Origin of the sequence: Tellurirhabdus rosea (assembly GCF_026278345.1) — a bacterium.
In the GTDB taxonomy this organism is placed as follows: Bacteria; Bacteroidota; Bacteroidia; order Cytophagales; family Spirosomataceae; genus Tellurirhabdus; species Tellurirhabdus rosea.
Genome location: NZ_CP111085.1, coordinates 2,349,124 through 2,363,722 on the forward strand (window position 1 = coordinate 2,349,124; position 14,599 = coordinate 2,363,722).

Sequence of the window (14,599 nt, forward strand, 5' to 3'; positions counted from 1 at the left end):
GAAAAGAAAAAGTTTATGTACGCCCGGGCTTTAGTCCGGGTTCCTGAAAAAGGCAAAGCTTTCGAATTCTTTCAGAAACCCGGGCTAAAGCCCAGGGGCACACGGTAGCTAATCCGCCAGCAGACTCTGTCCGGTCATCTCGGCCGGCTGCGGAATGCCCATCAGGTGCAGGATGGTCGGGGCAATGTCGGCCAGCTTGCCGTCGTGCATTTTCGGACGCAGCTCCTGGTCGACCAGAATGCACGGCACAAGGTTGGTCGTGTGGGCCGTGTTGGGCGTTCCGTCTTCGTTGACCATAAAGTCGGCGTTGCCGTGGTCGGCGATGATAATGGACGTGTAGCCATGTGCCAGACCGGCCGTAACGACCGCTTCGGCGCATTTGTCTACCGTCTCCACGGCTTTCACGACGGCGTCAAACACGCCCGTATGGCCCACCATATCGGGGTTGGCGAAGTTCAGACAGACAAAATCCACCTCTTCGCGTATGAGCTCCGGAATGATGGCATCGCGAATGTCGTGGGCTGCCATTTCGGGCTTCTCGTCGTACGTTTTCACGTCTTTCGGCGACGGACACAGCAGCCGCATTTCTCCTGTGAAAACCTCTTCGCGACCGCCCGAGAAGAAGAACGTCACGTGCGGGTATTTCTCCGTTTCAGCAATCCGGATTTGTTTTCTTCCGGCTTTCGAAACCACTTCCCCGAGGGTATTGGTCAGGTTGTCTTTATCAAAAATGACCTTCACATTCCGGAACTCGCTGTCGTAGTTCGTCATCGTGACGTAGTACAGAGCCAGCGGATGCATGTCCTGTTCGGGATAGGCCATCTGGGTCAGCGCCATCGTGATTTCCCGGCCCCGGTCGGTGCGGAAGTTGAAGCACAGCACCACGTCGCCTTCGCTGATGGTCGCTACCGGCGTCCCGTCGGCTTTGGTCGCCACAATCGGTTTGATGAATTCATCCGTCACGCCATCGTCGTACGACTCCTGCACGGCCGTCAGCAGATCGGCCTGCGGCACCCTGCGGCCCGCTCCGCGCACCATCACATCGTACGCCTGCTTCACGCGTTCCCAGCGGTTGTCGCGGTCCATCGCGTAGAAACGGCCCACCACGGAGGCAATCTGGCCGGTCGATACCTGCAGATGCTGCTGAAGTTCGGTGAGGTAACCCAGCCCGCTTTTGGGGTCGGTATCCCGTCCGTCCGTGAAGGCATGCACATACACCTCCGTCAGGCCCCGGACCGCCGCAATGGAGCAGAGGCCTTTCAGGTGTTCGATATGGGAATGCACCCCGCCATCGGAAACCAGCCCGATAAAATGCACCTTTTTGCCGTTGGCCTGGGCATAGTTCAGCGCATCCACGAGCACCGGCTCGCTGTCCAGCGTGTGTTCTTCGACGGCCTTGTTGATTTTCACCAGGTCCTGGTACACGATCCGGCCGGCACCGAGGTTCATGTGGCCGACTTCCGAGTTTCCCATCTGTCCGGCGGGCAGCCCAACGGCCAGCCCGGACGCTTCGAGGCGGCTGTGCGAATAGACCGGCATCAGGGAGTCCATAAACGGCGTGTGCGCTTTGGCGATGGCCGACACCTCCGGCTTGGTGGCAATACCCCAGCCGTCGAGGATCATGAGGATGACTTTCTTGTTCAAAATTATCGGGGTTTGGCCGAGCCGTTCGCTACGGGAGCGGCGGGCAGGGCGTGTTGCTCAATCAGGTAATTCAGGAGGTTTTCGCAGGAGCGCCGGACAATCTGGTACACTTTCTCGAAAAAGGCGGCGTCTTCGTAATAAGGATCGGGCACTTCGCTGCCGCCTTCTTCGGGGTCGTCCACCAGCGGATCGAACTCCCGGAGCAGAAAAACCGAATCATGTATGTCCAGGCCGGTACTGCGTTTGGACGCGTACAGAATACCGTCGTAGTTGGCTTCGTCCATGGCGACAAAGTAATCGAAGGCGGCAAAATCCTCGCCCAGCAGACGGCGCCCCCGGTGGGTCAGTTTCAGGCCGTGTTCGAGGGCGTTTTCGCGGGTGCGGCGGTCGGGCAGTTCGCCGAGATGGTAAGAGGAAGTTCCGGCGGAGTCACATACAACATGATCCGTAAGGCCCCGCTCCTGCACCAGTTGTCGAAATACGCCCTCCGCCAGCGGCGATCGGCAAATATTCCCCAGACAGACGAAAAGAACGCGGATCATAGGATTGTCATCAGTCGGCTGTCGTCAGTCATCAGTCCCTGGTGCAGCAGACTGAGGACTGTCTGGCTGAAGACCGTCGCCTATTTTTCAATGGGCTCATTATGCTCATTCATCAGCACGTACACGGTCTCCCCGGGTTTCCGCATCAGGTAGTTTTCCCGGGCAAACTTTTCCTTGGAGCGGGCGCTGCCAAAAACTTCCTTCCGCTTTTTCTGAACGCTGGTGATTTCTTCTTTCAGGTACGCCCGGTCGTCTTCCAGATCGGAGAGCTTTCGGGCATTACGAATCTGCGAAATAATGTCGTTCGAATCCAGAAAAAACATCCACACCAGCAACCCCAGGCCGGTGGCGACGTAGAAGTTCTTGAGCTTGTGGAGGCGTTTTTTCATAAGGAAGAGCGGTCCGCCGCTGCGGTCATAAGTCAGTCAATAAGTCGTAAGTCGTAAGTGCTCCGCCGTTGCGGGGCTCTGCACACAGGTAAAGTTGGCGAAGTCCCGTAGCGGCGGAGCGCTTATGACTTACGACTTATTGACTTGTTTTTACATATTCCGTCCGGGGAAGTAAGCGATGTCGCCCAGTTCTTCCTCGATGCGGAGCAGCTGGTTGTACTTGGCCATCCGGTCGGAGCGCGAAGCCGAGCCGGTTTTGATCTGGCCGGTGTTCAGGGCTACGGCGAGGTCGGCAATCGTAGCGTCTTCGGTTTCGCCCGAACGGTGCGACATGATGTTTTTGTACGAGTTCCGCTTGGCCAGGTTCACCGTGTTGATGGTTTCCGTCAGCGAACCGATCTGGTTTACTTTCACCAGAACGGCGTTGGCGATGCCCTGCTCGATGCCCTGCTGCAGGCGGGTTACGTTGGTCACGAAGAGGTCATCCCCTACCAGCTGGATTTTCTTGCCCGTCAGGTCGGTCAGCTCTTTCCAGCCGCTCCAGTCGTCCTCGGCCATGCCGTCTTCGATGGAAATGATGGGGTATTTGTCCACCCACTCTTTCCAGTAGTTCGCCATTTCGGACGAGCTGAGTTTGTCGCCCGTCGATTTCTTGAAGTGGTAGGTTCCGGATTCGGCATCGTAGAACTCCGAAGCGGCGGCGTCCATGGCGATCATGAGGTCTTCGCCCGGGCGGTAGCCGGCTTTCTCGATGGCCTGCAGGATGGTTTCGATCGCTTCGACGTTCGACGGGATGTTGGGGGCAAAGCCGCCTTCGTCACCGACGTTTGTCGACATGCCTTTGCTTTTCAGGACTTTCTTCAAGGAGTGGAACACTTCCGTACCCCAGCGCAGTGCTTCCGAGAACGAGGGCGCGCCGACCGGCATCACCATAAATTCCTGGAAGTCGATTGAGTTATCGGCGTGGCTGCCTCCGTTCAGAATGTTCATCATCGGCACGGGCAGCGTGTTGGCGCTGACGCCGCCGATGTAGCGGTACAGCGGCAGACCGGCTTCCTGCGCGGCGGCTTTGGCAACGGCCATCGAAACGCCCAGAATGGCGTTGGCCCCCAGGCGGCCTTTATTCGGCGTACCATCCAGGTCGATCATGATGCGGTCGATCAGGCTCTGGTCCAGCACCGACATCCCAACAAGCTCCGGGAAGACAATTTCGTTAACGTTCTGAACGGCTTTCAGGACCCCTTTGCCAACATAACGCTTCGGGTCGTCATCGCGCAGTTCCACGGCTTCGTGCGAACCCGTTGAAGCCCCTGACGGAACGGCCGCGCGGCCCAGAAAACCATTTTCAGTACGTACGTCCACTTCCACCGTCGGGTTACCGCGTGAGTCCAGAATCTGTCTGGCATGAATGGTCTGAATGATACTCATTTCGTCTGATTTTATTTATTTCCTTAAAATTTCGATTGGCTAAAGACCGGACCAGCCCCAAATTATTCCGCCTGTAAAAGGAATTGTACGTATAAATTGGGAGAAAGCCTCAATTTTGCCGCACAAAGTAAATGATTTTTTCGGGAATGTACGGAACCAGTTTTGTAAATTGGATATTACCATTTAAAGTCAGAATGCTATGAAGTTCAAGTCACTGCTCAGTACCTTTCTGCTGCTTTTCGGTCTGTTTGCGCAGGCCCAGACCCCGGTTCTGCTCTCGGCCGACCGGGCCGACTCCCTGCTGAAAGCAACGCCGAATCTCCAGGTGCTGGACGTGCGAACGGCGGAGGAATTTGCCGGAGGTCACCTCCAGCAGGCGCGTAATCTCGACGTGCGCGATTCGGCATTTGTCCGCAATCTGCGTCGCCTCGACCCGTCCCGGCCGGTTCTGGTTTACTGCCTCGTCGGCGGACGCAGTGCCAAAGCCGCCGCGCTGCTGGCGCAGAACGGCTTTACCGTGTACGATATGCAGGGTGGATTTACCAAATGGAATGCCGCCGGAAAGCCGATCGAAGGCGGCTCTCCCGCCATCAAGGGCGCCATGACCATGACCGAGCTCAAAGCAGTGACGGCATCCCGTAAGCCGGTCCTGATCGATTTTTACGCAAAATGGTGCGGTCCCTGCCAGCAGATGCTGCCCATGATCAACCGGCTCAAAACCGAACTGAAAGACCAGGTTTCCATTCTGACCATCGATTATGACCAGAACCGGGAGCTCGCCCGACAGCTCGGTGTCGATGAGATTCCCACGTTTCTGCTGTATAAAAATGGGGACGTGAAGTGGCGGGGTCTGGGCACGATTCAGGAAGACATGTTCCGGGCAAAGATTAAGGAGGTACAATAGACAAAAGCCATCCGATGGCAGCGCCAGGATGACTTTTGTACCCGATTGTCAACCATTTACTTGTTTCACTAGTAGACTGACCTTTTTCCCGTCAGGAATCGATGAATATGCTCTGGGACTGCTTCCTGCTGACCGGCACGCGATACACTCCGTTATAAATAGTTTTCAGCGCCTCCTCGATCCGGGCCCATCCCTGTTCGGTCCCGGGATCAATCCCCAGCATGCTCCGCTGGTTTCTGGACAAGAGCAGCAGGTAGGACATTCCCCCCAACACCACCGCCGAGATGGCCTGCAGGTCGATTCGCCTTTCGAAAGGCAGTTGCTCCACCATTTTTGTCAGTAGCTCATCCTGCGTCCGGCTGCTTACCGCCGCCAGAGGTTCATCCCCCAGCAGGGTTGCCCGGATGAGTTCCTGGCCGGGTGCGCTCATCCGCAGCTGCCGGTACATGAGGGCGACCTGCCGGGAACAGACCCAGGCCTTCTCCTGCCCCGTAGTCGGACGCATCGGTTCAACCTTCGCTTCAGTGTCCGGCGGGAAAAATCCTGCGGTCTCGATGTACCGGGCCAGCAGCCCTTCTATCCCGCCAAAGTACCGGTAGACCAACACCTTGCTTACGCCCGCCCGGTCGGCGACCCGGTTAATGCCAACGCCGCCAATTCCGTACTCGGTCAGCACTTCTTCCAATGCCTTGAGGATGCGCTGTGTTGTTTCGGTCCGGTTTCGGCGGTACGACGGTTTTTCCTTATTCTCTTCCATACTCTAAGTTCTTTTCGAGAGCATACAAAATGAGTAGTTTGAAAGGGGCAGTCCGTTGATTGCACAACAGAAGGCAGGAAGTCAGTTTGCTCCCGGTTGATCTGCCAGTTATTTAATCCGACGATGGCAACTTTAGGAAGTCACTTTCAGTTACGTTATTTTTTTGCCGGAACGGATTGGGAAAAGGCAATGGAGGCGAAATAGCGGCTGGGGTTGTCAAAAGAGGGCAAAAAAATAACCGCTGACCTGTGTAATCAGCGGTTAAGAGAACCAGTAGCCCGAGAAGGATTCGAACCTCCACAAACAGAACCAAAATCTGTCGTACTACCCTTATACTATCGGGCTATCCTGTTTTGTGAGTGCAAATTTGGGGTATTTGGCCGAAATCTGCAAGAGCGGGACTGAAAAAAATTACAAATTACGAATCAGAAATTACGTCTTGCGTTGATTTTCAGCCCCGTTAAAGATTGATTTTTTTGGCCTGTGCCTGCCCGTGCGTCGGTAGGTTATCCGATACTCCGGTATTTCGGCTTCGGAATGCCTGATTTTACGCTCCCGCCACCTCGACGCCCGGTGCAATCTTCTTGACGAGCCCCTGCAGCACTTTACCCGGTCCGCATTCCACGAAGGTCGTCGCCCCATCGGCCACCATCGCTTCCACAGACTGCGTCCAGCGGACCGGCGCCGTGAGCTGGTCGATCAGGTTGGCTTTGATGGTTTCCACGTCGGTCGATGGCCGGGCGTTGACATTCTGGTAAATCGGGCAGCGGGGAGTGCTGAAATCGGTAGCAGCAATGGCACCGGCCAGTGTTTCGCGGGCAGGCTCCATCAGCGGCGAGTGGAACGCTCCACCCACCGGCAGGGGCAGCACGCGCTTGGCGCCCGCTTCTTTCAGCTTTTCGCCCGCCAGCCGGACGCCTTCCACCGAACCGGAAATCACGACCTGACCCGGGCAATTGAAGTTGGCCGGCACCACCACCTCGCCCGTAGCGGCCACTTCCGCGCAGAGGCGTTCGATCGTGGCATCGTCCAGCCCCAGCACGGCCGCCATCGTCGAGACTTGCCGTTCGCAGGCTTTCTGCATCGCCGCCGCGCGCTGGGCCACCAGTTTCAGACCGGCGGTGAAAGACAGCGCACCCGCCGCCACCAGGGCCGAAAACTCGCCCAGCGAATGACCCGCCACCATCGCGACGGCGAACCCGTCGGCCTGAAAGTCAGGCAGCGTCAGCGCCCGGGCGACGGAATGAATAAAAATGGCAGGCTGCGTAACGTTCGTCTGCTTCAGCTCTTCGTCGGTGCCTTCAAACATGATTTTGGTGATGTCAAAACCAAGAATATCGTTGGCCTGGTCGAAAAGCGCCTTTGCCTCGCTGGATTGCTGGTACAAGTCGAGGCCCATTCCTTTAAACTGGGAGCCCTGTCCGGGGAAAACGTATGCGGTCATTAATTATGAATGAGTGAATGAGTGAATAAGTAGTTGAGCGGTCCGCCGCTGCGGTGAATAAGCTCCGCGGGAGCTACAAAGGTACGCGGGCGGGAAGGATTATTCCAAAAAGCGGGCTTTCAGGGCGGGCGACGGCAGGCGGCAGGTGTCTTCTTTGCCGAACCAGCGGTACCGGTTGCGGGCCACCCAGTCGTAGACGGCATCCCGCAGGGGCCGGGGCAGAAAGCGAAAGACCGCCAGCAGCGGCCAGCCGCCCGACAGCCCACGGGCCACGGCCAGAGCCGCATCTGACCGGGTGAGCACGCGCCCGTCCGTCACCAGAATCAGGCTGTCGAGATGGGTGTCCGGAAAATGGTGTTTGCGGAGCAGCGCTTTCCCCGCTTCGGATTGCAGGGCCGCGAAGCGGAAATGCCCGGCCGGGTCGCGGTCGATGATGAAGTTGACGGCCCCGTTGCACAGGTTGCAGACGCCGTCAAAGAGAAGAATGGCAGGCATTTTCAGGGCTGTTAGTTGCTAAGAATAGTCCTATTCAATCTGGCAGGCAAAACAAACAAAAAATTGAAACGTCCGGTTACACTTACGTTATTATACAGGTAACATTTATTAGCTGTATCTATTCCAAATAAGCACAATTCTTTGCGCTATAGTTGTTTGCAAACGCTTTGTGCTGTAGTTTTGGAGGCTACGAAATGTTATTTTTTTCAGCTTTCTAACTAATTAATACTTACTGAGTTCACCGTATGTCTTGGGTAACACAAACACTTGCCAGTTCTCTCGGCCGTAAAGTAGTCATGGCGCTGACGGGGCTGTTTTTGTGTACGTTTCTGGTGGTGCACGTGGCCGGAAACCTGCAGCTGTTCAAGGGGGATGAAGGCCGCGCTTTCAACGAGTACAGCCACTTTATGACACATAATCCGCTGATCATGGCGGTGTCGTACCTGCTGTATGCCTCCATTCTGATTCACACGACGATGGCGATCATTCTGACCCGCCACAATCAGGCGTCGAGGCCGGTGAAGTATGCCTACAAGCACCCGTCGGCGAACAGCCACTGGACTTCCCGGAATATGGGAATCCTGGGAACGGTGCTGTTCATTTTCATTGTTCTGCATATGCGTACCTTCTGGTACACAATGCACTTCGGCCCCATCGAAATGGTACGCTACGAAGACAATGGGCAGGAGTACAAAAACCTGTACACGGTCGTAACGGCAGCCTTCTCCAACCCAATCTACGTAGCGTTCTACGTGCTGGCGATGGCGGCGCTCTCGTTTCACCTGGTCCACGGCTTCCAGAGCGGCTTCCAGTCCCTGGGAATCCGGCACAAGAAGTACACGCCGCTCATCGAGTGGCTGGGCACCTACGTGTTCGGCATTCTGATTCCGGCGCTGTTCGCGGCGATGCCGGTGTATATGTACCTGAAATCAATTAACGTAATCGGGTAATTTCCTAACCGTTACTCTCTATGGTCACAACAATGAACGGGCAAGGAACCAGCCTAAAACTGGATTCCAAACTTCCGGAAGGGCCGCTCGCAGAAAAGTGGTCACGTCATAAATTCAGTCTGAAGCTGGTCAACCCGGCCAACAAGCGGAAATACGAAATCATCGTGGTCGGTACTGGTCTGGCCGGCGCTTCAGCCGCCGCCTCCCTGGCCGAACTCGGGTACAACGTCAAAGTACTCACCTTCCACGACTCTCCCCGCCGCGCGCACTCCATCGCCGCCCAGGGAGGCATCAACGCCGCCAAAAATTACCAGAACGACGGAGACAGTGTCTTCCGCCTGTTCTACGACACCATCAAGGGCGGTGACTACCGCGCCCGCGAAGCCAACGTGTACCGTCTGGCCGAAGTGAGCGTCAACATCATCGACCAGTGCGTGGCGCAGGGCGTTCCGTTCGCCCGCGAATACGGCGGTCTGCTCGCCAACCGCTCGTTCGGGGGCGCGCAGGTATCGCGTACGTTCTACGCCCGCGGCCAGACCGGCCAGCAGCTTCTGCTCGGCGCCTACTCGGCGCTCAGCCGTCAGGTAGCCAACGGCAAGGTGAAACTGCTGACCCGTACCGAAATGCTGGACGTGGTGGTGGTCGACGGCAAGGCCCGCGGAATCGTCACCCGGAACCTGATTACCGGCAAAATTGAGTCGCACTCCGCCCACGCGGTGCTGCTTTGCACGGGTGGTTATGGCAACGTCTTCTACCTGTCGACCAACGCCATGAACTCCAACGCTACGGCAGCCTGGCGGGCGTACAAGAAAGGGGCGATGTTCAGTAACCCCTGCTTCACGCAGATTCACCCGACCTGTATCCCGGTCAAAGGCGATTACCAGTCGAAGCTGACCCTGATGTCGGAGTCGCTGCGGAACGACGGCCGGGTATGGGTGCCGAAAACGAAAGAACTCGCCGAGCAGATCCGTCAGGGCAAGCTCAAGCCGACCCAGATTAAAGAAGAAGACCGCGACTACTTCCTGGAACGTCGTTACCCTTCGTTTGGTAACCTCGTGCCGCGTGACGTAGCTTCCCGGAACGCCAAATACGTCTGCGACGAAGGGCGCGGCGTGGCTCCGACCGGTCTGGCCGTTTATCTCGACTTTGCCGACGCCATCAAACGCGACGGGCACAAGACCATCGAGGCCAAGTACGGCAACCTGTTCGAGATGTACGAAAAGATCACGGACGACAACCCGTACGAAACGCCGATGATGATCTACCCGGCGGTTCACTACACGATGGGCGGTCTGTGGGTCGATTACAACCTGATGACGACCATTCCGGGACTGTACGCCCTGGGTGAAGCCAACTTCTCCGACCACGGCGCCAACCGCCTCGGGGCCTCGGCCCTGATGCAGGGTCTGGCCGACGGGTACTTCGTGATTCCGTACACGATCGGGGATTATCTGGCTACCATCGGACCGGCCGACAAGGTCCCGGTTGACCACCCGGCTTTCCGCGAAGCGGAGCAGGCCGTTGCCGACCAGATCAAGACGTTCCTGTCCATCAAAGGCTCACGCACGGTCGATGAATTCCACCGCCAGCTGGGTCTGATCATGTGGGAATACTGCGGTATGTCCCGCAACGCCGAAGGCCTGAAGAAAGCCAAGAAAATGATTCAGGACCTGCGGGCCGAATTCTGGAAAGATGTGCGCGTGCTGGGCGAAAACGAAGAGATGAACCAGTCTCTCGAACAGGCCGGCCGCGTGGCGGACTTCCTTGAACTGGGTGAACTGATGGTCGACGACGCGCTGAACCGGAACGAATCCTGCGGCGGTCACTTCCGCGAGGAGTACGCTACCGAAGAAGGCGAAGCCAAACGCGACGACGAGCACTATACCTACGTGGCGGCCTGGGAATACAAAGGCCCCAACCAGCAGGCGGAATTGTACAAGGAAGATCTTGTGTTCGAGAACGTGAAGCTGACGCAGCGGAGTTATAAATAAGTAGTCAGTGGTCAGTGATCAGTGGTCAGTCCCTACGGATGCCGCTGGTCACTGACCACTGGTCACTGACCACTAAAAGCTATGAACCTCACTCTCAAAGTCTGGAGACAGAAAAATAATAGTGCACCGGGCAAACTGGTAGAATATAAGGTCAAGGATATTTCAGCGGACATGTCGTTCCTGGAGATGTTCGACGTCCTGAACGCCGATCTGACCAAGCGCGGCGAAGAACCCGTGATCTTTGACCACGACTGCCGCGAAGGAATCTGCGGAGCGTGTTCGATGTACATCAATGGCCGGGCGCACGGTCCGCAAACCGGCGCAACGACCTGCCAGCTCCACATGCGGAGCTTCAACGACGGCGACACCATCGTGGTCGAACCGTGGCGGGCCAAGGCGTTCCCGGTCATCAAGGATCTGATGGTCGACCGGACGGCCTTCGACCGCGTCGTGCAGGCGGGTGGTTACGTGTCGGTCAACACCGGCTCGGCCCGCGACGCCAACGAAACGCCGATTCCGCGCGAGATTGCCGATGACGCCATGGACGCCGCCCAGTGTATCGGCTGCGGAGCCTGCGTAGCGGCCTGTAAAAACGCCTCGGCCATGCTGTTCACGGCGGCGAAGGTGTCGCACCTCGCCGTGTTGCCGCAGGGTCAGGCGGAAGCCAAGAAGCGCGCCGAACAGATGGTGGCGCAGATGGACGCCGAAGGCTTCGGGGCCTGCTCGTTTACGGGTGCCTGCTCGGTCGAGTGTCCGAAGTCCATTTCGCTGGACCACATCGCCCGCCTCAACCGCGAGTACCTGGGTGCCAAACTGACTTCCGAGAACGTGTAAGACGTTACATCTTCGACATACGAGAGCCCGGCCGGTTAGGTCGGGCTTTTTTTGTAGCGGGTGCTTTATAGTCGATATTAAACTGCTTTGCATAGTCTTCGATCGGCTCAAGGCCCACTGACGCGCGGCGCTTGTTGACATTGGCTTCGTCCTCAATGGGTGCCAACCACATATTACCCTTCTCATCCCCGGTAACTTGTGACCCATACAGCTGCTTTTGCCCCCTACCTAAACGCACACGGTCAATAAGCAAGGCTAAGGAAGATCGGCTCAATTCGCCCTTATCAGCGGCCTTCTGTAAAACAGGCAGGTACTTCTCCTGAACCGCCAAAGGCGCATGCTGAATAACCAGCCAGGCCGTTTCCGACATTCGCTCGCCTACTTTGCTTTTCCCCGGGTACCCATGTTTTTGGATGATTGTTTCTATTTCCGGGAGGTTGACCGAATCTGTTTCGGCCATTTTCTTCACCACCATCCGGGTTTCCGGGGAATCCCAACCGTATACCTTACTGACAGAATCCAGTTGTTGCCGGGGTCGTTGGTCCTGCTCATAGATAGTCACAAGCCTCTGACGGAGCGCAGCGTTGAACCCATACCTGTGAAAAGCATTTTGCAATTCCTCCGTGATGATCTCCTGCATTTGCCCCTGCCGAAACGTTGCCAATTCGGGATACTCGGTCAAGTCAGCCCAGATTTCATCCGCTGCTTCGACATCCGCCGTTACGGCCCGATGGACAAACGCCCTGGCCAGGTCCATTTCCTCGCATCCGTAGGCGCAGGTGGCCGCCCGCAGCAGACTTAACGCACTTTTTTGGGAAATAGCAAACGCCCGTTCATACTCCCGCAGGCAGGCTCGGCAGTCTTTGTTTTTTAAGGCCATGAATGCCTTTTCAACCGCAGTAATGTAGGCTTTATCCCCCGTGGCGTAAGTCGTCTGGGCCTGGAGTAAGTGCGGCGAAAAGGCAAAGAGGGTCAGAAGAGTCCGTAGAAGCCTCATGTGGGCTATTGGTTACTGAACTGCGTTTTGTTGCAATTCATCTGTCAGGATTTCCCCGGAAACAGATACTTCGTCACAATGACGAAAAACGCCGTCACGTTGACCGTCGTGGAGCCGATCAGGCCCAGCGTAACCGCCTGCGGGATGTCGAGGAGATGCAGCCCTTCGGCGATGATGATGCCGAGAATGACCACCAGCCAGCCCACGACCATCCAGAAAATCCACTGGGCAAACCGCTTGCGTTCCTGCGTATCCTGCACGAAACTGGCCAGCCGGGCGCGCCGTTCCTCCTCCGTGTACGAGTCGTACTCGTTGCGCGACAGTCCGCTGTTGCGGGGGTCGGAGGAGGAAGATTCAATCAGACGCCGGATGGTTTCTTTGGCCCGCTCGCTCTCGTCACGCTCCGACATCCCGTCTGATGATTTCGTTGAAGTATTCTTTGATGAGGTCATTGTCGATCACTTCCTGTTCCATCACGCCGCTTTCGTTGCGGCTTACCGACCGGTACCAGGGCGAGCCTTCGATATGGGTCCAGTTTGACAGTTGAATCGCGTTGAAGTCCTTGGCAATGTCCCAGGCGAAGTCGATGGTGTCCTGCGCGTCCGGGTCCAGCGGGGTCTCGTTCACGTCGTCGAAGGTCGGGATGGGCGTGGTAATCGGGTTGTTGCCCCACTTCTTGAACCGGCCGTAGATTTCGGGAATCACCGGCCCGTAGGACCAGGCCTGTACCCGTTCGCGAATCAGCGGTTTGTCGTGCCGGGCGAGGTGGAGGCCGTGGGCCAGGTAAATGAGTTTCTGCAACTTCATCGGTGTCACCGGCTTGCCGGCGGCAATGGATTTATTGATGAATTGCGTAGCTATGTCAAGTGCCGGATACATCGGTCGTTTGCTTCAGAGGAAGGATGAGTTGTTTACTGAAAATCAAGAGTAAAGATACAATCTTACACCCTCATTTCCATACAGAAAGAGCCCGGTCAGTGGCCGGGCTCTTTTCAGATCAGGAAACAGTTAATTTACGGCAATAAAACCTGATCGATGACGTGAATCACGCCGTTGGTCGCCAGCAAATTGCCCGCCGCCACGTTGGAGAACGTCGGGTTGGCATCTCCTTTTACGCGTCCGAGGGGCATGCCCGGCACCGTCAGCAGTGTAGCTCCGCCATCGGCCAGGGTACTCTGTTCAGTCGGTAGTCCAAAGGCAGGCGAGAAGACCCGCGCGCCGAGCACGTGATACCGCAGGATGTTGGAAAGCGCGGCGATCTGGGCCGGATCGGCGATACCGCTGATGTTCTGGGCGTTGTTGAACGGAGCCGGTAGTTGGGCAAAAGCGGCGTTGGTCGGGGCAAAGACCGTGAAATCGCCTTCCCCGGTGAAGACCCCGGCCAGGTTCGTTTTCACCAGGGCCGCTACCAGCGCCGAAAAGGCCGGATTGCCGATGGCGATCTCCGCAATGGTCTGGCTCGGCGGCAACAGCACCCGGTCAATGACGTGAATGACGCCGTTGGTGGCATCTACATCGGGCGCAATCACCTGCGAATTGCCGTTGATGAACAGTTGCTTCCCCACCCGTTTGAAGAGGTAAATCGTGTTGTCGTTCCGGCTGCCGCGCGTCCGGAGCGTCGCCACGGCCAGCGGTCCGTTCGGCACCTGGGCAAATTTGACTTCCGAGCCGAGCACGTGATAGAGCAGAATGCCGCGCAGGGCGTCGATCAGGGCCGGACTGGTAATGGCGGAAATATTGGCGGCGTTGTTGAACGGGGCCGACAACTGGGCAAAGGCGGCGTTGGTCGGCGCAAAAACCGTCAGGCTGGCCGCCGGATTCCCCACGGCATCCGTCAGACCGGTTTTGACAACGGCCGCCGCCAGGGCACTGAAATCCGGATTGGAAGCGGCAATCTGAAGAATGGTCTGGGTCGCCATGCGCGCGCCGCTGGGCCGGGCATCGTCGGCGGTGGGACTCACGCTGCGCTCGGACTGCTGACAGCTTACGACCAGAAAGATAGACAGAGAAACCAGCGCCGCATTGAGTAGGGCGGGGAAGAAAAAGAACTTTTTCATGGTGGATGAAATGGTTGTTTAGATGATCGTCTGCGGGAGCAGACATATCCATAAACCATTGCTTGTCAGGCATGTTTGACGTATATAGTTATATTTTTTCAAAAAAAGTTACAAAATTTTTACTTCGTCAGAAAGGCGCTTCCGGATGAGTATTTTTACGGGCGAAA

General features: G+C 56.8%; 15 protein-coding genes and 1 tRNA gene. 4 read left to right on the top strand and 12 right to left on the bottom strand.

Annotated elements, in window-relative coordinates; all coding sequences use genetic code 11:
* Nucleotides 1–108: 108 nt before the first annotated feature.
* The 4 genes from gpmI to eno all read right to left on the bottom strand — a co-directional run bounded on the left by gpmI (nt 109) and on the right by eno (nt 4,003).
* A complete protein-coding gene (gene gpmI / locus ORG26_RS09735) occupies nt 109–1,644 on the bottom strand; it encodes a 2,3-bisphosphoglycerate-independent phosphoglycerate mutase (RefSeq protein ID WP_323134404.1) in 1,536 nt (511 codons plus the stop codon).
* A 2-nt stretch (nt 1,645–1,646) separates the two neighbouring features.
* Nucleotides 1,647–2,186: a low molecular weight protein-tyrosine-phosphatase gene (locus ORG26_RS09740; protein WP_266368805.1), complete on the bottom strand. Its 540-nt coding sequence runs from the start codon at nt 2,184–2,186 to the stop codon at nt 1,647–1,649.
* A gap of 80 nt (nt 2,187–2,266) precedes the next feature.
* Nucleotides 2,267–2,575 (bottom strand): FtsB family cell division protein, encoded by a 309-nt coding sequence (locus tag ORG26_RS09745; protein ID WP_266368806.1) that lies wholly within the window; start codon nt 2,573–2,575, stop codon nt 2,267–2,269.
* 150 nt (nt 2,576–2,725) lie between these two features.
* Nucleotides 2,726–4,003: a phosphopyruvate hydratase gene (gene eno / locus ORG26_RS09750; protein ID WP_266368807.1), complete on the bottom strand. Its 1,278-nt coding sequence runs from the start codon at nt 4,001–4,003 to the stop codon at nt 2,726–2,728.
* Nucleotides 4,004–4,202: 199 nt separating this feature from the next.
* Between eno and ORG26_RS09755 the strand changes: the two genes are divergently transcribed.
* Nucleotides 4,203–4,907: a thioredoxin domain-containing protein gene (locus ORG26_RS09755; protein WP_266368809.1), complete on the top strand. Its 705-nt coding sequence runs from the start codon at nt 4,203–4,205 to the stop codon at nt 4,905–4,907.
* Between the two features lie 91 nt (nt 4,908–4,998).
* Here the strand turns inward: ORG26_RS09755 and ORG26_RS09760 are convergent, their stop codons facing one another.
* The 4 genes from ORG26_RS09760 to ORG26_RS09775 form a co-directional block, all read right to left on the bottom strand.
* The gene (locus tag ORG26_RS09760) at nt 4,999–5,664 is read right to left on the bottom strand and encodes a TetR/AcrR family transcriptional regulator (protein WP_266368811.1); all 666 of its coding nucleotides are present in this window, start codon (nt 5,662–5,664) and stop codon (nt 4,999–5,001) included.
* A 274-nt stretch (nt 5,665–5,938) separates the two neighbouring features.
* Nucleotides 5,939–6,009: transfer RNA gene (locus ORG26_RS09765), tRNA-Gln, on the bottom strand.
* Nucleotides 6,010–6,211: 202 nt separating this feature from the next.
* Nucleotides 6,212–7,108 carry an ACP S-malonyltransferase gene (gene fabD, locus ORG26_RS09770; RefSeq protein ID WP_266368812.1) on the bottom strand — a complete coding sequence of 299 codons (897 nt, stop codon included), beginning with the start codon at nt 7,106–7,108 and terminating at the stop codon, nt 6,212–6,214.
* A 99-nt stretch (nt 7,109–7,207) separates the two neighbouring features.
* Nucleotides 7,208–7,603, bottom strand: a complete 396-nt coding sequence (locus ORG26_RS09775) for a thiol-disulfide oxidoreductase DCC family protein (protein WP_266368813.1) — start codon at nt 7,601–7,603, stop codon at nt 7,208–7,210.
* A 245-nt stretch (nt 7,604–7,848) separates the two neighbouring features.
* On the opposite strand from ORG26_RS09775, the gene ORG26_RS09780 reads away from it, so the two are divergent.
* The 3 genes from ORG26_RS09780 to ORG26_RS09790 all read left to right on the top strand — a co-directional run bounded on the left by ORG26_RS09780 (nt 7,849) and on the right by ORG26_RS09790 (nt 11,378).
* Entirely contained in the window at nt 7,849–8,553 is a 705-nt protein-coding gene (locus ORG26_RS09780) for a succinate dehydrogenase cytochrome b subunit (RefSeq protein ID WP_266368814.1), read from the top strand.
* Nucleotides 8,554–8,573: 20 nt separating this feature from the next.
* The gene (locus ORG26_RS09785; protein ID WP_266368816.1) at nt 8,574–10,544 is read left to right on the top strand and encodes a fumarate reductase/succinate dehydrogenase flavoprotein subunit; all 1,971 of its coding nucleotides are present in this window, start codon (nt 8,574–8,576) and stop codon (nt 10,542–10,544) included.
* Nucleotides 10,545–10,625: 81 nt separating this feature from the next.
* Nucleotides 10,626–11,378, top strand: coding sequence for a succinate dehydrogenase/fumarate reductase iron-sulfur subunit (locus tag ORG26_RS09790; RefSeq protein WP_266368818.1), 753 nt, complete (start codon nt 10,626–10,628; stop codon nt 11,376–11,378).
* A gap of 4 nt (nt 11,379–11,382) precedes the next feature.
* Here the strand turns inward: ORG26_RS09790 and ORG26_RS09795 are convergent, their stop codons facing one another.
* From ORG26_RS09795 to ORG26_RS09810, 4 genes are all read right to left on the bottom strand, one after another.
* Nucleotides 11,383–12,375: a DUF6624 domain-containing protein gene (locus tag ORG26_RS09795; RefSeq protein ID WP_266368820.1), complete on the bottom strand. Its 993-nt coding sequence runs from the start codon at nt 12,373–12,375 to the stop codon at nt 11,383–11,385.
* Nucleotides 12,376–12,419: 44 nt separating this feature from the next.
* On the bottom strand, nt 12,420–12,785 hold the full coding sequence (locus tag ORG26_RS09800; RefSeq protein ID WP_266368822.1) for a hypothetical protein: 366 nt from the start codon (nt 12,783–12,785) through the stop codon (nt 12,420–12,422).
* Nucleotides 12,772–13,254: a Panacea domain-containing protein gene (locus tag ORG26_RS09805; protein ID WP_266368823.1), complete on the bottom strand. Its 483-nt coding sequence runs from the start codon at nt 13,252–13,254 to the stop codon at nt 12,772–12,774. Before ORG26_RS09805 ends, ORG26_RS09800 begins: the two co-directional genes overlap by 14 nt.
* Before the next feature lie 134 nt (nt 13,255–13,388).
* Nucleotides 13,389–14,432, bottom strand: a complete 1,044-nt coding sequence (locus ORG26_RS09810) for a fasciclin domain-containing protein (protein ID WP_266368824.1) — start codon at nt 14,430–14,432, stop codon at nt 13,389–13,391.
* Between the last annotated feature and the right edge of the window lie 167 nt (nt 14,433–14,599).